The 16,926-nt window shown below is 69.1% G+C and carries 20 protein-coding genes; 10 read left to right on the top strand and 10 right to left on the bottom strand.

What is annotated here, in order from left to right; translation table 11 throughout:
* The first annotated feature begins 4 nt into the window (after nucleotides 1–4).
* Nucleotides 5–661, top strand: coding sequence for a L,D-transpeptidase family protein (locus RCP38_RS15220; RefSeq protein ID WP_308473766.1), 657 nt, complete (start codon nucleotides 5–7; stop codon nucleotides 659–661).
* A gap of 19 nt (nucleotides 662–680) precedes the next feature.
* On the opposite strand, the gene mmsB is transcribed toward RCP38_RS15220, so the two are convergent.
* The 6 genes from mmsB to RCP38_RS15190 form a co-directional block, all read right to left on the bottom strand.
* On the bottom strand, nucleotides 681–1,556 hold the full coding sequence (gene mmsB, locus RCP38_RS15215; protein ID WP_308473765.1) for a 3-hydroxyisobutyrate dehydrogenase: 876 nt from the start codon (nucleotides 1,554–1,556) through the stop codon (nucleotides 681–683).
* Nucleotides 1,557–1,606: 50 nt separating this feature from the next.
* A complete protein-coding gene (locus tag RCP38_RS15210; RefSeq protein WP_308473764.1) occupies nucleotides 1,607–2,770 on the bottom strand; it encodes an acyl-CoA dehydrogenase family protein in 1,164 nt (387 codons plus the stop codon).
* Between the two features lie 11 nt (nucleotides 2,771–2,781).
* Entirely contained in the window at nucleotides 2,782–4,302 is a 1,521-nt protein-coding gene (locus tag RCP38_RS15205; protein ID WP_308473763.1) for a CoA-acylating methylmalonate-semialdehyde dehydrogenase, read from the bottom strand.
* Nucleotides 4,303–4,410: 108 nt separating this feature from the next.
* Nucleotides 4,411–4,983: a dTDP-4-dehydrorhamnose 3,5-epimerase gene (gene rfbC, locus RCP38_RS15200; RefSeq protein ID WP_308473762.1), complete on the bottom strand. Its 573-nt coding sequence runs from the start codon at nucleotides 4,981–4,983 to the stop codon at nucleotides 4,411–4,413.
* A gap of 1 nt (nucleotide 4,984) precedes the next feature.
* On the bottom strand, nucleotides 4,985–6,001 hold the full coding sequence (gene rfbB, locus RCP38_RS15195; RefSeq protein ID WP_308473761.1) for a dTDP-glucose 4,6-dehydratase: 1,017 nt from the start codon (nucleotides 5,999–6,001) through the stop codon (nucleotides 4,985–4,987).
* A gap of 75 nt (nucleotides 6,002–6,076) precedes the next feature.
* Nucleotides 6,077–6,922, bottom strand: a complete 846-nt coding sequence (locus RCP38_RS15190) for an LLM class F420-dependent oxidoreductase (RefSeq protein ID WP_308473760.1) — start codon at nucleotides 6,920–6,922, stop codon at nucleotides 6,077–6,079.
* A 285-nt stretch (nucleotides 6,923–7,207) separates the two neighbouring features.
* Here RCP38_RS15190 and infA point away from each other — a divergent pair, with 285 nt between their 5' ends.
* The 8 genes from infA to truA all read left to right on the top strand — a co-directional run bounded on the left by infA (nucleotide 7,208) and on the right by truA (nucleotide 11,784).
* Complete coding sequence (infA, locus tag RCP38_RS15185) at nucleotides 7,208–7,429, top strand: translation initiation factor IF-1 (protein ID WP_003418601.1); 222 nt, start codon at nucleotides 7,208–7,210, stop codon at nucleotides 7,427–7,429.
* Between the two features lie 58 nt (nucleotides 7,430–7,487).
* Nucleotides 7,488–7,601: a 50S ribosomal protein L36 gene (gene rpmJ, locus RCP38_RS15180; protein WP_003919293.1), complete on the top strand. Its 114-nt coding sequence runs from the start codon at nucleotides 7,488–7,490 to the stop codon at nucleotides 7,599–7,601.
* A gap of 183 nt (nucleotides 7,602–7,784) precedes the next feature.
* Nucleotides 7,785–8,159 (top strand): 30S ribosomal protein S13, encoded by a 375-nt coding sequence (gene rpsM / locus RCP38_RS15175; RefSeq protein ID WP_024443769.1) that lies wholly within the window; start codon nucleotides 7,785–7,787, stop codon nucleotides 8,157–8,159.
* Between the two features lie 5 nt (nucleotides 8,160–8,164).
* On the top strand, nucleotides 8,165–8,575 hold the full coding sequence (gene rpsK, locus RCP38_RS15170; protein ID WP_308473753.1) for a 30S ribosomal protein S11: 411 nt from the start codon (nucleotides 8,165–8,167) through the stop codon (nucleotides 8,573–8,575).
* Nucleotides 8,576–8,599: 24 nt separating this feature from the next.
* A complete protein-coding gene (rpsD, locus tag RCP38_RS15165; protein ID WP_308473752.1) occupies nucleotides 8,600–9,205 on the top strand; it encodes a 30S ribosomal protein S4 in 606 nt (201 codons plus the stop codon).
* Between the two features lie 79 nt (nucleotides 9,206–9,284).
* Entirely contained in the window at nucleotides 9,285–10,328 is a 1,044-nt protein-coding gene (locus RCP38_RS15160) for a DNA-directed RNA polymerase subunit alpha (RefSeq protein WP_308473751.1), read from the top strand.
* Nucleotides 10,329–10,403: 75 nt separating this feature from the next.
* Nucleotides 10,404–10,934, top strand: a complete 531-nt coding sequence (gene rplQ / locus RCP38_RS15155) for a 50S ribosomal protein L17 (protein ID WP_308473750.1) — start codon at nucleotides 10,404–10,406, stop codon at nucleotides 10,932–10,934.
* Nucleotides 10,891–11,784, top strand: coding sequence for a tRNA pseudouridine(38-40) synthase TruA (gene truA / locus RCP38_RS15150; protein ID WP_373692524.1), 894 nt, complete (start codon nucleotides 10,891–10,893; stop codon nucleotides 11,782–11,784). Before rplQ ends, truA begins: the two co-directional genes overlap by 44 nt.
* Nucleotides 11,785–11,878: 94 nt before the next feature.
* Here the strand turns inward: truA and RCP38_RS15145 are convergent, their stop codons facing one another.
* The gene (locus RCP38_RS15145) at nucleotides 11,879–12,514 is read right to left on the bottom strand and encodes a cutinase family protein (RefSeq protein WP_308473748.1); all 636 of its coding nucleotides are present in this window, start codon (nucleotides 12,512–12,514) and stop codon (nucleotides 11,879–11,881) included.
* 58 nt (nucleotides 12,515–12,572) lie between these two features.
* Nucleotides 12,573–13,238, bottom strand: coding sequence for a cutinase family protein (locus tag RCP38_RS15140; RefSeq protein WP_308473747.1), 666 nt, complete (start codon nucleotides 13,236–13,238; stop codon nucleotides 12,573–12,575).
* 110 nt (nucleotides 13,239–13,348) lie between these two features.
* On the opposite strand from RCP38_RS15140, the gene eccB reads away from it, so the two are divergent.
* Entirely contained in the window at nucleotides 13,349–14,443 is a 1,095-nt protein-coding gene (eccB, locus tag RCP38_RS15135) for a type VII secretion protein EccB (RefSeq protein ID WP_308473746.1), read from the top strand.
* Here eccB and mycP read toward each other — a convergent pair.
* Both mycP and RCP38_RS15125 read right to left on the bottom strand, forming a co-directional pair.
* On the bottom strand, nucleotides 14,394–15,695 hold the full coding sequence (gene mycP / locus RCP38_RS15130; RefSeq protein ID WP_373692372.1) for a type VII secretion-associated serine protease mycosin: 1,302 nt from the start codon (nucleotides 15,693–15,695) through the stop codon (nucleotides 14,394–14,396). The genes eccB and mycP overlap by 50 nt on opposite strands.
* A complete protein-coding gene (locus tag RCP38_RS15125) occupies nucleotides 15,692–16,861 on the bottom strand; it encodes an EsaB/YukD family protein (protein WP_308473745.1) in 1,170 nt (389 codons plus the stop codon). The genes mycP and RCP38_RS15125 overlap by 4 nt, the downstream gene beginning before the upstream one ends.
* Nucleotides 16,862–16,926: the final 65 nt, after the last annotated feature.

The raw sequence follows: 16,926 nt of genomic DNA, 5'->3' as shown, positions 1-16,926 counted from the left end.
TGTGGTGCGTCGACTGGTGGTGGGGCTGTGTGCAGTGCTGTGCGTGATCATCGGGGCCCCGGTCATCGCACCGTCGGCCGAAGCGGTCGTCGAACCGTGGTTCGGCAACGCGGTCGGCAACGCCACCCAGGTGGTTTCGGTTGTCGGAGTCGGACATTCGACCGCGAAGATCGACGTCTACCAACGGACCGCCGCGGGCTGGGAGCCGGTCGCGGCCGGGATTCCGGCGCATGTCGGCTCGGGCGGCATCACGCCGCAGTCCCGGGAAGGTGTGCCGACCACCCCGATGGGGGTCTACACGCTCGACTCGGCGTTCGGCACCGCGCCGAATCCCGGCGGTGGCCTGCCGTATGTACAGGTCGGCTCCGACCACTGGTGGGACAGTGATTCCAACAGCCCGACCTACAACACCATGCAGGTCTGCAAGAAAGCCCAGTGCCCGTTCAACACCGCGGTCAGCGAGAACCTGAACATCCCGCAGTACCGGCACGCGGTGGTGATCGGCGTCAACAAGGCCCGGGTACCCGGTGCCAGTTCCGCCTACTTCTTTCACACCACCGACGGCGGGCCGACGGCGGGCTGCGTCGCGATCGACGATGCCACGCTGGTGAAGATCATCGGCTGGCTGCGGCCCGGTGCGGTGATGGCGATCGCCAAGTAGGGGCGGCGGTGCGGCGCGGCTAACTGCTGCGCAGTGCCTTGATGACGGCGCTGAAGTCCTCTGCCGCGTGCTCTGCGGCGAAGTCGCGATAGATGGCCGCGGCGTGGCTGCCCAGCGGGGCGTTCGCGCCGGATGAGGCCACCGCGTCCATCGCCAGGCCCAGGTCCTTGTTCATCAACGCGGTGGCGAAGCCGGGCTCGAAGTTCCGGTTCGCCGGGGAGGTCGGCACCGGGCCCGGTACCGGGCAGTTGGTGTGCAGTGCCCAGCAGTTTCCGGTGGCGCCGGTCATCACGTCGAACAGCGCCTGGTCGGCCAGACCGAGCTTTTCGGCCAGCACGAAGGCCTCGGCGACCGCCACCTGCTGCACGGCCAGCACCATGTTGTTGCAGACCTTGGCGGCCTGGCCGGCACCCGCCGCGCCGCAGTGAATGATCTTGGCGGACATCGGTTCCAGTACGGGCGTCGCGCGCGTCACGGCGTCCTCGCCGCCGCCGACCATGAAGGCCAACCGCCCGGCCACCGCACCGGTCACCCCGCCGGACACCGGCGCATCGAGTTGTTCGAACCCGTGTGACGCGGCCAGGGCGTGCACCTCGCGGGCGTCGGCCACCGAGATGGTCGAACTGTCGATGAACAGGGTGCCCGGCCCGGCGGCCGGCAGGATCTGCGCGTAGCACTGCTTCACCGCATCCCCGTGCGGCAGCATGGTGATCACCACGTCGGCCCCGGTCACCGCCTCGGTGGCACTGCCGTGGCTGCTCACCCCGTGTTGGGCGGCGGCCTCGACGGCGGCCGGTACCGGGTCGAAGCCGCGCACGGTGTGCCCGGCGGCCACCAGGTTCGCCGACATCGGCGCACCCATGCGGCCCAGACCGAGAAACGCGACGACTGCCATATCTGCTCCTAAGGGGCCGTGTCCTTGGTACGGGTTACTGCGTTGCCGGATTACTGGGCGGAGCGGACCCGGGCCGCCTCGGCCCGGCCGATCACCAGTCGCATGATCTCGTTGGTGCCCTCCAGGATGCGGTGCACCCGCAGATCCCGGACGATCTTCTCCAGGCCGTATTCGCGCAGGTACCCGTACCCGCCGTGCAACTGCAGCGCTTTGTCGGCCACCTCGAAGCAGGAGTCGGTGACGTAACGCTTGGCCATCGCGCACAACTCCACCTTGTCGGCGGCGTTGTCGTCCAGTGCCGTCGCGGCACGCCACAGCAGCAGCCGGGAGGTCTCCAGTGCGGTGGCCATGTCGGCGAGGGTGAACCGGATGGTCGGTTCGTCGAGCAGGGCCTTACCGAAGGCGGTCCGGTCGGCCAGGTAGGCGCCGGTCTTGTCGAACGCTGCCTGGCCGCCGCCCATCGAGCAGGCGGCGATGTTGATCCGGCCGCCGTTGAGCCCGCTCATGGCGATGTTGAAGCCGTTGCCGTCGCCGTCTTCACCGCCGAGCATGGCCTCGGCGGGCACCCGCACACCTTCGAGGATGACCTGCGCGGTCGGTTGGGCGTTCCAGCCCATCTTCTGTTCGGCGGCACCGAAACTCAGTCCCGGCGTGTCCTTTTCGATGATGAACGTGGAGATGCCGCGAGGACCGTCCACCCCGGTTCGGGCCATCACCACATAGACGTCCGAGGCGCCGGCGCCGGAGATGAACTGCTTGACACCGTCGAGCACATAGTCCGAACCGTTGCGTACCGCGCGGGTACTCAGGGCGCTGGCATCCGAGCCGGCGCCGGGCTCGGTGAGGCAGTAGCTGGCCACCGCCTCCATCGACGCCAACCGCGGCACCCAACTCTTGCGCTGGTCCTCGGTGCCGTAGGTGTCGACCATCCAGGCGCACATGTTGTGGATCGACAGGTAGGCGGCGATGACCGGGTCGGCGATCGCCAGCTGTTCGAAGATGCGTACGCCGTCCAGGCGGCGCAGCCCGGAGCCCCCGACGTCGTCACGGCAGTAGATCGCCGCCATGCCGAGCTGGGCCGCCTCCCGCATCACGTCGACGGGGAAGTGGTGGGTGGCGTCCCATTCCAGGGCGAACGGGGCGAGACGCTTCTCGGCGAACGCCGCAGCGGTGTCGACGATCACCCGTTCTTCGTCATTCATGGTCGTGTTCATCCAGGCGGACCCTATTGCATTGTGGGGATGTGGAATTCGGCGCCGTCCTTGATGCCCGAGGGCCAGCGCTGGGTGACGGTCTTGACCTTGGTGTAGAAGGTGATGGACGCCGTCCCGTGCTGGTTGAGGTCACCGAATCCGGACCGCTTCCAGCCGCCGAAGGTGTGGTAGGCCACCGGCACCGGAATCGGCACGTTCACCCCGACCATGCCGACCTGCACCCGGGAGGTGAAGTCGCGGGCGGTGTCGCCGTCGCGGGTGAAGATCGCCACGCCGTTGCCGTACTCGTGCTCGGACGGAAGCGCCAGGGCCTCTTCGTAGTTCTCGGCCCGCACGATGCTCACCACCGGGCCGAAGATCTCGTCGGTGTAGATCGACATGTCGGTGGTGACACGGTCGAACAGCGTGGGTCCGGCGAAGAAGCCGCCGGTCAGGTCGGCGTCGCCGAACTGGGTGTCGTTGGCGGCCCGCTCGCGTCCGTCGATCACCAGTTCGGCGCCGGCAGCGACGCCCTGGGCGATGTAGTCGTTGACCCGCTCCAGGGCGGCCCGGGTCACCAGTGGCCCGTAGTCGGCCTTGGGGTCCAGGCTGTGTCCGACCCGCAGGGCGTTGATGCGCTCCACCAGTCGTTCCCGTAGCCGGTCGGCGGTCTGCTCGCCGACCGGAACCGCCACCGAGATCGCCATGCAGCGTTCCCCGGCACTGCCGTAGCCGGCGCCGATCAACGCGTCGACGGCCTGATCCAGGTCGGCGTCGGGCATCACGATCATGTGGTTCTTGGCGCCGCCGAAGCACTGCGAGCGCTTGCCGTTGGCCGTCGCGGTCGAGTAGATGTACTGCGCGATGTCGGAGCTGCCGACGAAACCGATGGCGGCGACGTCGGGGTGGTGCAGCAGGGCGTCGACGGCTTCCTTGTCGCCGTGCACCACCTGCAGCACGCCCGGCGGCAGACCGGCCTCGACGAACAGTTCGGCCAGTCGCACCGGAACCGAGGGGTCACGCTCGGATGGCTTGAGGATGAATGCGTTACCGCAGGCCAGGGCCGGTCCGGCCTGCCACAGCGGGATCATCGCGGGGAAGTTGAACGGGGTGATCCCGGCGACCACGCCCAGCGGCTGGCGCAGCGAGAACACGTCGATGCCGGGGCCGGCGCCCTCGGTGTGCTCGCCCTTGAGCAGATGCGGGATGCCGACGCAGAACTCGATGACCTCGATGCCGCGCTGGATGTCGCCGCGGGCGTCGTCGACGGTCTTGCCGTGCTCGCGGGAGAGCAGTTCGGCCAACTCGTCCATGTGGGTGTTGACCAGGCCGATGAAACGCATCATGACCCGCGCTCGGCGTTGCGGGTTCTGGGCGGCCCAGCCCTTCTGGGCTGCGGCGGCCGAGGCGACGGCGGCGTCGACGTCGGCCTGGTTCGCCAGCGGCAGTGTGGCCTGCACGGTGCCGGTGTTGGGGTCGAAGACGTCAGTGCTGCGCTGCGAGGTGCCGGTGGTCCGGTGGCCGTCGACGAAGTGCGGAATCTGTGTGCTCATGCGCCATCCCGTGAAGTTTCCAGTGGTGGGTCGGATCGGGTCCGGCACCGAGAATACTAGGACATCCTAGTAATTGCCAGAGCTGATCCGGCATTGCTGGGCAGGTGCTCAGCGGGGGTTCCACTCCGGCAGCAGTCCGGCGCCGCGGACCTCGGCCAGCGACGGCGCGGCCGCGTCACGCTCTGACAGCGTCACCGCGTGATCACCGGGCCAGTCGATGCCGATCGCCGGGTCGGTGGCGCAGATCGTGTGCTCGCGCTGCGGATTGTATTCGGTCGAGCACAGGTACATCACCGTCGAATTGTCTTGCAGGGCAAGGAATCCGTGGGCCAAATCGGCGGACAGGTACACCGAGCGGCGGTTCTGATCGTCCAGTCGCACCGCATCCCAGCGACCGTAGGTCGGCGAACCGACCCGGATGTCGACGACGACGTCGAAGACCGCCCCGGACACACAGGTGACGTACTTGGCCTGGCCGGGCGGCATCTGGGCGAAGTGCAGGCCGCGCAGCACGCCCGCGCTCGACACCGAACAGTTGGCCTGGCGCAGCTCGAAACGATGCCCGGCGAACGCGCTGAATTCACGGTCGGTGAACCACTCGAAGAACACCCCGCGGCTATCGGCGTGCTGAGTGGGGGTGAGCTCCCACGCCCCCGGGACGGCCAGCTCGCGTGCCTGCATGTCAGCGCCCCATCTGTGCGTAGCGGGCCTCGGCGGCCTCTTTCAACGGCATCCACCACGATTCGTTGGCGCGGTACCAGTCGATGGTGGCGGCCAGGCCGGCCTCGAAATCGGTGTGCTCGGGTTTCCAGCCCAGTTCGTCGCGCAGCGCCGACGGATCGATCGCATAACGCAGATCGTGGCCGGGACGGTCGGCGACGTGGTCGAAGTCGTCGGGGTCGTGGCCCATCAGCCGCAAGATGGTCTGCAGCACGCTGCGGTTGTCCCGTTCGCCGTCGGCGCCGATCAGATACGTCCGACCGGGATGGCCGCCGGTCATGATCTGCCAGACCGCGCTGTTGTGGTCGTCGACGTGGATCCAGTCGCGCACGTTGGCGCCGCTGCCGTACAGCTTGGCCCGGCGGCCGGTCAACAGGTTGGTGATCTGGCGGGGGATGAACTTCTCCACGTGCTGGTACGGCCCGTAGTTGTTGGAGCAGTTCGAGATCGTCGCGCGGATCCGGTAGGACCGCACCCAGGAGTGCACCAACAGATCGGCGGCGGCCTTGGTCGACGAGTACGGACTCGACGGGTGGTAGGGGGTCAGCTCGGTGAACCGGCGCGGATCATCGAGCGCCAACTCGCCGTAGACCTCATCGGTGGAGATATGGTGCAGCCGCACCGGATGGGCGCGCACCGCTTCCAGCACGGTGAAGGTGCCGATCACATTGGACCGCAGGAAGGGCTCCGGGTCCGCGAGCGCGTTGTCCACATGGGTTTCGGCGGCGAAGTGCACCACGGCGTCCGACTCGGGCGCCAATTCGGCTACCAGCTCGCCGACCAGCGCGGCATCGGTGATGTCGCCTTCGACCAGCCGGAACCGGTCTGCTTCGGACTCCAGGCCGGCCAGCGACTCGCGGCTGCCCGCGTAGGTCAACGCGTCCAGCACGGTGATCTTCACGTCGGGGCGCTGCGCGAGGGTGCAGCGCACGAAGTTGGCGCCGATGAACCCGGCGCCGCCGGTCACCAGTAGACGCATGCGGTCACCTTAGCCCGGGCCCTCCTGCGATTTCGGCGCGGTTTGTCCCGCTCAGCGGTCGCGACCGCGCCGAAATCACAGACCCAGCGGGCCGGCCAATGCGGTCAACGTCGGCAGCAGGGCCGTCGGGCCGCCCAACACCTGGATCGTCACCTGATCCGCGCCGGCGTCCAGATGCTCGGCCAGTCGGGCGGCGATCGCCTCGGCGGTTCCGTGGGCCACCATCGCGTCGATCAACCGGTCGCTGCCCGGGGTGCGCACGTCGGCGTCGTCGAAGCCCAGTCGTCGCCAGTTGTTGACGTAGTTGGACAGTCCCAGATAGAAGTCGACCGATTCCCGCCCGGCCGCGCGGGCCGCGGCGACATCGGTGGTCAGCGCCACCTTGTGCTCGGGGGCGAGGAACACCGACGGGCCGACCAGTTCGCGGGCGCTCGCGGTGTGCTCCGGGGTGGTCAGGTAGGGGTGCGCCCCGGCGCTGCGCTCGGCCGCCAACCGCAGCACCTTGGGGCCCAACGCCGCCAGCACCCGACGACTGGTGGGGACCCCGGCTTCGTCCAGCGCGTCCAGGTAGTCGGTCAGCGCCCGGTAGGGACTGCGGTACTCGGCGGTGTGTTCGGGGTGCCCGACACCGACGCCGAGCAGGAACCGCCCCGGGAACGCGGTCTCGATGCGGTGGTAGGACGCGGCGACCGGACCGGCCGCCGCCGACCAGACGTTGACGATCCCGGTGGCCACCTGCAACGTCGACGTCGCGGCCAGCAACGGTTCGACGAACGCCAGGTCCGCGGCCGGTGAGCCGCCCACCCAGATCGCGCCGTAACCCAGGCGTTCGATCTCGGTGGCCTGCTCGGGGGTGGGGGATCCGAAGGTCCACACCGCGTAGCGCCCCAGCTCGGGTTTGAGTGCCAGTGCTTCGGTCATGGACGTCCTCTCGCTGGATGCCGACGGCGGCGACGGGCCGGCACTAGTCTGTCACCGTCTCTGTCACCGTCGGCGATTTTGGTCCCGGCCCTTCAGCGGGTATCGTGGGACGGCGGTGCGGCGTTCACGCCGACTCTTGCGTGCCCAGTCTGAGATTCTCGGCCTTGACCTGGAATCTCCTCTCACCGGCCCACGTTTTGTAGTCGTAGTCGATGCTGCGCCGTGGCGGGCGCATGCATACGCGACAAGGCAAGTAAGTCAGACACGGAGGATCGCCGGAGAGTAATGGCCAAAAAAGACGGTGCTATCGAGGTCGAGGGTCGAGTGGTCGAGCCCCTGCCCAATGCGATGTTTCGCATTGAGCTGGAGAACGGTCACAAGGTGCTCGCCCACATCAGCGGCAAGATGCGGCAGCACTACATCCGCATCCTTCCCGAGGACCGGGTGGTTGTGGAGCTGTCGCCCTACGACCTGTCCCGCGGACGCATCGTCTACCGGTACAAGTAACTCCCCAAGCGCCACCCGAAAAACGTCAACCAGCGATTAGAACAGGACCACAGCAGCCGTGAAGGTCAACCCCAGCGTCAAGCCGATCTGCGACAAGTGCAGGGTGATCCGTCGGCACGGCCGGGTCATGGTGATCTGCCCGGACCCGCGCCACAAGCAGCGCCAGGGCTAACCGGCGACCGCTAGCGCGGCGTCGGCCGGGCACCAGCCACAACTGAATGCAGACCTCCCAGTACCAGTGAACGGATAGGCCGTTCACACACGCCCGGATCGGAGGCCGGGCCCCGGATCTTTACTCGCCGGGAACGGGCTGGGATCACAACCTCCGTAACGATGATGAAAGGGGCATGCCCCCATGGCTCGACTTGTGGGCGTCGACCTGCCGCGCGATAAGCGCATGGAGATCGCGCTGACCTATATCTACGGCATCGGCCGTACCCGCTCCAACGAAATCCTGGCCGCGACCGGTATCGACAAGGACCAGCGCAGCAAGGACCTCACCGACGACCAGCTCACCCAGTTGCGTGACTACATCGAGCGCAACCTGAAGGTTGAGGGCGACCTGCGCCGCGAGGTGCAGGCGGACATCCGTCGCAAGATCGAAATCGGCTGCTACCAGGGTCTGCGGCACCGTCGCGGTCTGCCGGTGCGCGGCCAGCGGACCAAGACCAACGCGCGTACCCGCAAGGGCCCGAAGCGCACCATCGCCGGTAAGAAGAAGGCCAGGTAACCGTCATGCCACCGAAGAAAGCGACCGGCCCCAAGAAGGGTCTGAAGACCCGGCGGCGGGAAAAGAAGAACGTCCCGCACGGTGCCGCTCACATCAAGAGCACCTTCAACAACACCATCGTGACGATCACCGACCCGCAGGGCAACGTGATCGCGTGGGCGTCGTCGGGCCACGTGGGCTTCAAGGGCTCGCGTAAGTCCACCCCGTTCGCCGCGCAGCTGGCCGCCGAGAACGCCGCCCGCAAGGCGCAGGAGCACGGCGTGAAGAAGGTCGACGTGTTCGTCAAGGGCCCGGGCTCGGGCCGCGAGACCGCCATCCGTTCGCTGCAGGCCGCGGGCCTGGAGGTCGGTGCCATTTCCGACGTCACCCCGCAGCCGCACAACGGTTGCCGTCCGCCCAAGCGGCGTCGCGTCTAGTCGGGTTCGAGGAGGAGAAACAACATGGCTCGTTACACCGGACCCGCCACCCGCAAGTCCCGCCGGCTCGGCGTCGACCTGATCGGCGGCGACCAGGCATTCGAGAAGCGGCCCTACCCGCCCGGCCAGCACGGTCGCGCGCGGATCAAGGAAAGCGAATACCGGCTGCAGCTGCAGGAGAAGCAGAAGGCGCGCTTCACCTACGGCGTGATGGAAAAGCAGTTCCGTCGCTACTATGAGGAAGCCGTCCGTCGTGGCGGTAAGACCGGCGAGGAACTGCTGCGCATCCTGGAGAGCCGGCTGGACAACGTGGTCTACCGCGCCGGCCTGGCCCGCACCCGTCGGATGGCCCGTCAGCTGGTCAGCCACGGCCACTTCACCGTCAACGGTGTGAAGGTCGACGTGCCCAGCTACCAGGTGTCGCAGTACGACATCATCGATGTCAAGGACAAGTCGATCAACACCGTGCCGTTCCAGATCTCCCGGGAGACCGCGGGCGACCGCCCGATCCCGGGCTGGCTGCAGGTGGTCGGGGAGCGTCAGCGCATCCTGGTCCACCAGCTGCCGGAGCGCGCGCAGATCGACGTTCCGCTCGCCGAGCAGCTGATCGTCGAGTTCTACTCGAAGTAATCCGATACTCGGGGGACAACCCCCCGAGTGCCCCCCCCGAAGGCGTCATATAGCGGGCGTCGAAAAGGAGAAACACACAATGCTGATCTCGCAGCGACCGACTCTGTCCGAAGAGGTACTGGCCGAAAACCGGTCCCAGTTCGTCATCGAGCCCCTGGAGCCCGGCTTCGGCTACACGCTGGGCAACTCGCTCCGTCGCACCCTGCTCTCGTCGATTCCGGGTGCGGCCGTCACCAGCATCCGTATCGACGGTGTGCTGCACGAATTCACCACGGTCCCCGGGGTCAAGGAAGACGTCACCGACATCATCCTGAACCTCAAGGGCCTCGTGGTGTCCTCGGAAGAGGACGAGCCGGTCACCATGTACCTGCGCAAGCAGGGCCCCGGTGCCGTCACCGCCGGTGACATCGTGCCGCCGGCGGGCGTGACGGTGCACAACCCCGACATGCACATCGCAACCCTGAACGACAAGGGCAAGCTCGAGGTCGAGCTGATCGTCGAGCGCGGTCGCGGTTACGTCCCGGCCGTGCAGAACAAGGTGTCGGGCGCGGAGATCGGCCGTATCCCGGTCGACTCGATCTACTCGCCGGTGCTCAAGGTGACCTACAAGGTCGACGCGACCCGTGTCGAGCAGCGCACCGACTTCGACAAGCTGGTGCTGGACGTGGAGACCAAGAACTCCATCAGCCCCCGCGACGCCCTGGCCTCGGCGGGCAAGACCCTGGTCGAATTGTTCGGTCTCGCCCGTGAACTCAACGTCGAGGCCGAAGGCATCGAGATCGGGCCGTCGCCGGCCGAAGCGGACCACATCGCGTCGTTCGCACTGCCGATCGACGACCTGGACCTGACCGTGCGTTCCTACAACTGCCTCAAGCGTGAGGGTGTGCACACGGTCGGCGAACTGGTCGCCCGCACCGAGTCCGACCTGCTCGACATCCGTAACTTCGGTCAGAAGTCCATCGACGAGGTCAAGGTGAAGCTGCACCAGCTTGGTCTGTCGCTCAAGGACAGCCCGGCCAGCTTCGACCCGTCGCAGGTCGCCGGATACGACGTCGCCACCGGCACCTGGTCGGCCGACGCCGGATACGACGAGCAGGACTACGCCGAAACCGAGCAGCTTTAACGCCCAACCTCTCGATAAGAGAGCCGTCCCGGCCCTACCTGATACGGGGGTCGGCCCCATTTAGGAGAAGTCGCAATGTCCAAGCCCACCAAGGGTGCCCGTTTCGGCGGTTCGTCTTCGCACCAGCAAGCGCTGCTGGCCAACCTGGCGACGTCGCTGTTCACCCACGGTCGGATCAAGACGACCGAGCCGAAGGCCCGGGCGTTGCGTCCTTACGCCGAGAAGCTGATCACCCACGCCAAGAAGGGCACGCTGCACAACCGGCGTGAGGTGATGAAGAAGATCCGCGACAAGGACGTGGTGCACTCGCTGTTCGCCGAGATCGCCCCGCACTTCGCGGACCGCAACGGTGGCTACACCCGGATCATCAAGGTCGAGTCGCGCAAGGGTGACAACGCCCCGATGGCCGTGATCGAGCTGGTCCGGGAGAAGACGGTGGTCAACGAGGCCGACCGCGCCCGCCGTGCTGCGGCCAAGGCGGAGAAGGCGGCCAAGGCCGAGGCGACCGCCAAGCCGGCCGAGGAGGAGAAGGTCGAGGAGCAGGCTGCCGAGAGCACCGACGCTGCCGAGACCGGCGAGTCCACCGAGGGCACCGACGAGTCCTGACGGCAACGCCGAAGTCGTGAGGCTTCGGCTCGACATCGCCTATGACGGCACCGAATTCGCCGGCTGGGCGGTTCAAGCGGGACAGCGCACGGTCGCCGGAGTCCTCGATGAGGCTCTGACGACCGTGTTCCGCGTTCCGATGCGGTTGTTCGCGGCGGGGCGTACCGACACCGGGGTGCATGCCACCGGGCAGGTCGCCCACCTCGATGTCCCGACGTCGGCGTTGCAGCATGCGTACTCCCGGACCCGGCGGGACGGCGAGCCGGAATTCCTGGCGCTGACCCGGAGATTGGCGCGCTTCCTGCCCGACGACGTCCGGGTGCTGGCGATCCGGCGTACCGTCGCCGACTTCGATGCGCGCTTCTCCGCGCTGCGGCGCCATTACGCCTATCGGCTGTCGACCGCGCCCTACGGGGTGCTGCCGCAGTCGGCCCGCTACGTCACCGCCTGGTCGCGTCCGCTGGACGTCGACGCGATGGCCGAGGCGTCACGGCATCTGGTGGGTCTGCATGACTTCGCGGCGTTCTGCCGTCATCGCGAGGGCGCGACGACCATCCGCGAACTGCAGCGCTTCGACTGGGTCCGGGACGGCGATCTGATCACCGCCCACGTCAGCGCAGATGCGTTCTGCTGGTCGATGGTGCGTTCGCTGGTCGGCGCGGTTTTGGCCGTGGGCGAGCATCGGCGCGACGCCGCGTGGTGTGCCGATCTGCTGCATGCGGACCGTCGCTCCAGTGATTTCACCGCCGCCCCGGCCCGCGGGCTGAGCCTGGTCGGGGTCGACTATCCGCCGGACGATCAGCTCGGGGCGCGCATCCTGATCACCCGGGATCTCCGTAAGCCCGGCTGACCGTTTCGGGCGCCTGCGTGAGCGTGCACGGTTGTACGGCTATCGCGGCGTGTCGGCGTACAGACACGCACGGTCGCCGGTGGGGGCGTTTGTGCTACAGCAGGCCGGCGACGAACCCGGCCGCCTGATTGGTCATCCCGGGGGTGTAGCCGGAGTGGGCGGCGAAGTTGCGGCCCGGTGAGCAGACCGGATCCCCGTCGGTGCACAGGTCGATGGTCTTGAACCCGTACACCGGGCTGTTGGTCAGCGGCTGCCCGAGCTTGTTCGACGGATTGCCGAACACCGCGACCGCCGCGACGTGGTCGGCCGCCTGGGGCGGCAACGGCGCGGTGAAGCCGAAGCCCGGCACCGGTGCCGCGGCGATGATGTCGATGATCGCCGCGCCCTGGGAGTACCCGCCGAGCACCAAACGGGTACCGGGGCAGTTCTCCATCATCCACATCACATGGCCGCTGGCGTCGTTGGCGCCGTCGGCGGCCCGGCCGAAGTCATAGGTGGCCGGATAGTTCACCGCGTAGGCGCCCACCGAGCGGGACGTCCGGGCCCGCAGGGCGTTGACCAGGCCGTCGCCGACCCGGCCCAGCCCCGGGGGTTCGCTGGTGCCGCGGGCGAAGACGACTTCGACGTCCGGGCAGCCGTCGGCCGAGGCCGTCGCCATCGTCGACGGGGTCGGATTGATCAGCAGCGCTGCGGTGGCGGCTCCGGCCGCCAGGATGCGGTATGCCTTCACGGGAAACGATAGTAGCGAAAAGAAGAATTGATGAGCTAACTAAGCGTATCGCCGCAGGTCAGCGCAGTCGGCCGGCGATGAAGTTCGCCGCCTGGCTGGTCAGGGCCGGAATGTAGCCGTCGGTGTGGTCGACCCACTCGTTACCCGGACCCTCGTGGCAGATCGGGTCGCCCGGGTTACACAGGTCGAGGGCCTTGGAACCGAACAGGGCGCTCTGCGCGCTGATCGGGCCGCCGGCGCGCACCGCGGCATTGCCGAACGTCGTCACCGCTACCACCTGGTCGGCGTACTCGGCGGGCAGTGCGTTGCCCCAGCTGATTCCACCGACCGGAGTTCCGGTGACGATGTCGATCACCGACGCGCCCTGCGAATAGCCGCCCAACACCAACTGAGTGTCCGGACAGACATTGGCGGCGTCCTTGACGCGACGGATCACGTCGTTGGCGCCGTCGCCGCCGCCCAGCTGGAGTCGGCCGGCGGGGTAGTTGACCGCATACTCGTCGACCCGCTTCGAGGTCTGCTGACGCAGCGAGTCGATCAGGGCGCGCCCGACCCGGCCGACGCCCGGCGGCTCGCTGGTGCCGCGGGCGAAGATCACCTCGACGTCGGGACAGTCATAGGCGGAGGCCTTCGGAGTGAGCTCCGGGGCCGCTGCCGGCAGGGCCAGCAGTGCGCCAGCCAGCAATGTCGCGGAGAAAAGGCTGCTCGATCGAACACAACGCATGACCGGCATGTTACCCAAACCCGAGATCGCTACCGGCAACCCTGTGGACAACCGGAGACAGATCACGTGGCCGCCGGATTAGCCTCGGCGTCACACCACGGCGGGGAGAGATGGCTGAATTCGCGGGGCGAACCACGACACGGTTGCAGGTCAGCGCGCAGCGCTTCCATGCCGCCCGGATGGAGCGTGCCCTGCGGTGCGGCCGGGCGACACCGGACCCGACGCCGGGCCGCGGGGCCCTGGGCCGCGGTGCGGTGGCGGCCTTGATCGTCACCGCCGTTGCCGCGCTACTGGCGGCCGTGCATCCCCGCTCCGGCATCCCCGACGCGCCCCTCGTGCTGGACCGGGCCACCGGTGCGTTGTACGTCCGGGTCCGGGACACGGTGCACCCGGTGCTCAACCTGGCGTCGGCCCGGCTCATCGCCGGTGCCGTCGAGCCTCGTCCGGTCGACACCGGGGCCGTCGGCCGGGCCCGCCGCGGCCCACCCCTGGGCATACCCGGTGCTCCGGGCGTGCTCGGGACCGCCGTGCCCGACACCGTCACCTGGTCGTTGTGCGACGGGCCGGCGGGGACGACCCTGCTCGTCGGCGCCGATCCGTCCGAGGCGGGGATCCTCGACCCGCAGGCGGCGATACCGGTCCGCGCCGAGGCCGGGGCGGTCCAGTTGATCCGCGGCGGGCGACGGGTCGCGGTGGCCCCGGGGGACCCCGGTGGGGACGACCCCGGTGTGCGGCCGGTCTCGGCACTGCTGCTCAACGCCATCCCCGAAGCCGCATCGGCAGGCATGCCGGACACCGCCCCCCGCATGCCCGCGTTGTCCGCGCGGTTCTGCGTGCACTGGCGCGCCGACGCCCCGGACCGCGTCACCGTGTCGAACGGCAGTGGCCTACCGGAGCCCGCGGCGGTGACCGCACTGGCGCAGGCCGACGGCCCCGGCCCCGCCCTCGACGGCGTCTATCTGCCGCCCGGCCGGATCGCCTACGTGCGGGCTGCCGACAGTGCCGGGCAGGTAAGCGGCGCGGGCTATCTGATCGCCGACAGCGGCGTGCGGTTCACCATCGGCGACTACGAGGCGGCACGCAGTCTGGGCCTGCCCGCCACGCCGACCCGGGCACCGTGGGCGATGCTGGCCGGCCTCCCGGCGGGTCCCCGCCTCAGTCGGGATCAGGCACTGTTGGCCCGCGACGTCGTCCCGGCGCCGTGACCGCCCGGCCGATCAGCACCGCCGCCAACAACGTCAGCAGGCCCGCGATTCCGGCGACCGCGGCGCGCAAACCGCTCGATCCGGTGTCGGCAGCGGGCGCCGGCGGGCCGGTCGGCGTCGGCGGCGGTGGGGCGCGGTGCGGCGGGGACGCGGGTGCTGCGCTGACCGCGGCGAGCGGGTCGATCACACCGGCGCCGACGAAATCGTCACGGCCGCCGGGCGGGTGATGGGCGGTGGCGGTGATCCGGTCCATCACCTGTCGCGGTGTCCAGTCCGGGTGCCGAGAGCGGATCAGCGCGGCCAGACCACTGACCACCGGTGCGGCGAAACTGGTGCCGCCGATCGGCGCACCGTCCAGGGTGTCGGCCATCGCATCGCCGACCGTGCTCAGCGACAGCACGGCCTCCCCGGGAGCGGCCACGTCCACCCAGGCGCTGGGCAGCGTGAAGGCCGACGGGGCACCGCCGGCATCGACCGATCCGACGGTCAGCACGTAGTCGTCGTACCAGGCCGGTGTCACGATCGGCGGGCCGTCGGTGCCGCACTCCGCACCGGAGTTTCCCGCCGCCGTGACGATCACACTGTTCTTGACCTCGACGGCATAGGCGAGTGCGGCGCCGAGCGCTCTGTCGTCGAGGCCGGCGCCTTCGGGCCGACAGGCCACCGCGGAGATGTTGATCACCGAGGCGCCCAGATCCGCGGCGGTACGCACCGCCCTGGCCAGGGTGTCGACATCGCCGACCCCACCGGTTCCGTGGGCGGTGCCGAAGCGGGCACTGGTCTGCCGGATACCGATCACGGTGGCCTGCGGTGCCACGCCGCTGAACCGATCCGCCACCGGATCCGGTGTTGCCGCGATGATTCCGGCCACCAGTGTGCCGTGCCCGTCGCAATCCTGCGTACCGTCGCCGCCTGCCACGTAATCGCCACCGCCGACCAGGCCGGGCAGCCTGCGGTGCGCGGCGACACCGGTGTCGATCACCGCGACCCGCTGGCCCGCGCCGCGGGTGAGCGCCCACACCGCCGGCAGGTCCAACCCGTCCAGTTGGGTCGGCGGCGGTCCGGATTCCCGGGACGGGACGGTGCATACCTCGCGCTGCACGGTGGGTGCCGCCGGCGCGGGTCGGGTGGCGGCCGGCAACCGGGTGCGGTCCACCGGGGGCGGTGCGACGGCGTTCGCCGGCGGCGACCACGCCGTCGACGCCAGCAGCAGAACCACCGTCGCCAACCGGGCGCTGCGGCGGGTGCTCACGACCGGACCAGGACGAGATCACCGACGGCCCGGTAGATTCCGCACAACCAGAACATCAGCGGCAGTGCCGAACTCAACGCCGCACTCTCCAGCATCTCACCGCAGCGACGCAGCAGCGGCGGTGGCGCGGTCTCGGAGAATCCCGCCCCGACGGCGGTACCGGCGAGCAGTACGGCGACGGCCGCCGAGTAGAGGGGCGGCGCGGCGACGGCCGCCGTCAGCACGGCGATGCCCGCCGTGACGGCACCGCCGGTGATCAGCGCGGCGACCTGCACACCGTCGCGGTGCGACCGGGCCCGAAGCGTTATCGCCGCAGCGGCAGACGCCGCAAACGCCACGGTGACCATGCGGGGCGCCGGTGCCGATCCCGCCGCGGTGGCCGCCACGGCCACGCCCGACGGCACCAGCGCCGCCGCCCCGACCACCAGGCCGGTCAGGACGTCGTGCGCCGCGCGCACCGGCGCCACCACGGCATCCCGCAGGCGAGCCAGCCCGGTCACCGCCGCCGCGATCCGGCCCGCCGCACGCAGCACGACGATTCCGGCGACGGTCGCCACCGCGCCGCAGCACGACAGCGGAATGCCGGTCAGCGCGACCACCGTTCCCGCCACCGCCGCCAGCACCGCCAGTCCGGCCAGACAGCACAAGGTCGTGCGCACCGTAGCGGTGCAGTTGCACGACGGCACGGCCAGCAGGGCCGCCGTCCCCGCCGCAGCGGTGCCCACCAGTGCGTGCGGAGCACCGGGCCCGCCCGGTATCGCGACGAATCCGGCGACCCCCGCCAGGACGGTCACCGCCGCGGCCGCGGTCAGCCGCCGCGGGACTGTGCCCCAGGGGTATGCCGCATCGGCTATCGCCGTCGCGGCCCGCTCGGCCGGATCATCGCACCGCAGTCGCGGAGCCGGCCATTCCCGGCGGCTGAGCATCAGCACCGCCCCATCGCCGACGTCCTGCTGGGCCAGGGTCTTCGACCCGTCCAGCGGCCGATGGCCGGGCCTGCCGATCCGATAGGGGCGCAGCACATCTGCATCCGATGGCAACGGCAGCAGTTCGGTGAGTGATGCGATCAACGTCGCCACCGGAAGATGCGACGGCAGCGCCAGATCCGCGTGCGCGGTCTCGGAGTGCACCGCGACCCGGCGCATACCGGAGTCCGAATTCGACACGTCCGTTCCCCTTTCGGCGCGATTGGGCCGCACATTACTGCGCCCGGGCGCCGGCTGCTTTCGGT

Origin of the sequence: Mycolicibacter sp. MU0083 (assembly GCF_963378075.1) — a bacterium.
Taxonomy (GTDB): domain Bacteria; phylum Actinomycetota; class Actinomycetes; order Mycobacteriales; family Mycobacteriaceae; genus Mycobacterium; species Mycobacterium kokjensenii.
Note: the sequence above shows the minus strand (reverse complement) of the source record. Positions and strands in the feature narration are given on the sequence as shown.

What these genes read in the sequence shown, in the direction of transcription:
- rpsD (WP_308473752.1), top strand. Translation starts at nt 8,600, where the DNA reads ATGGCTCGTTACACCGGACCCGCCACCCGCAAGTCCCGCCGGCTCGGC.
- RCP38_RS15160 (WP_308473751.1), top strand. Translation starts at nt 9,285, where the DNA reads ATGCTGATCTCGCAGCGACCGACTCTGTCCGAAGAGGTACTGGCCGAA.
- rfbB (WP_308473761.1), bottom strand. Translation starts at nt 6,001, where the DNA reads ATGCGTCTACTGGTGACCGGCGGCGCCGGGTTCATCGGCGCCAACTTC.
- infA (WP_003418601.1), top strand. Translation starts at nt 7,208, where the DNA reads ATGGCCAAAAAAGACGGTGCTATCGAGGTCGAGGGTCGAGTGGTCGAG.
- RCP38_RS15140 (WP_308473747.1), bottom strand. Translation starts at nt 13,238, where the DNA reads ATGCGTTGTGTTCGATCGAGCAGCCTTTTCTCCGCGACATTGCTGGCT.
- rpsM (WP_024443769.1), top strand. Translation starts at nt 7,785, where the DNA reads ATGGCTCGACTTGTGGGCGTCGACCTGCCGCGCGATAAGCGCATGGAG.
- rfbC (WP_308473762.1), bottom strand. Translation starts at nt 4,983, where the DNA reads ATGCAGGCACGCGAGCTGGCCGTCCCGGGGGCGTGGGAGCTCACCCCC.
- mmsB (WP_308473765.1), bottom strand. Translation starts at nt 1,556, where the DNA reads ATGGCAGTCGTCGCGTTTCTCGGTCTGGGCCGCATGGGTGCGCCGATG.
- eccB (WP_308473746.1), top strand. Translation starts at nt 13,349, where the DNA reads ATGGCTGAATTCGCGGGGCGAACCACGACACGGTTGCAGGTCAGCGCG.
- RCP38_RS15210 (WP_308473764.1), bottom strand. Translation starts at nt 2,770, where the DNA reads ATGAACACGACCATGAATGACGAAGAACGGGTGATCGTCGACACCGCT.
- rplQ (WP_308473750.1), top strand. Translation starts at nt 10,404, where the DNA reads ATGTCCAAGCCCACCAAGGGTGCCCGTTTCGGCGGTTCGTCTTCGCAC.
- rpsK (WP_308473753.1), top strand. Translation starts at nt 8,165, where the DNA reads ATGCCACCGAAGAAAGCGACCGGCCCCAAGAAGGGTCTGAAGACCCGG.
- RCP38_RS15205 (WP_308473763.1), bottom strand. Translation starts at nt 4,302, where the DNA reads ATGAGCACACAGATTCCGCACTTCGTCGACGGCCACCGGACCACCGGC.
- RCP38_RS15190 (WP_308473760.1), bottom strand. Translation starts at nt 6,922, where the DNA reads ATGACCGAAGCACTGGCACTCAAACCCGAGCTGGGGCGCTACGCGGTG.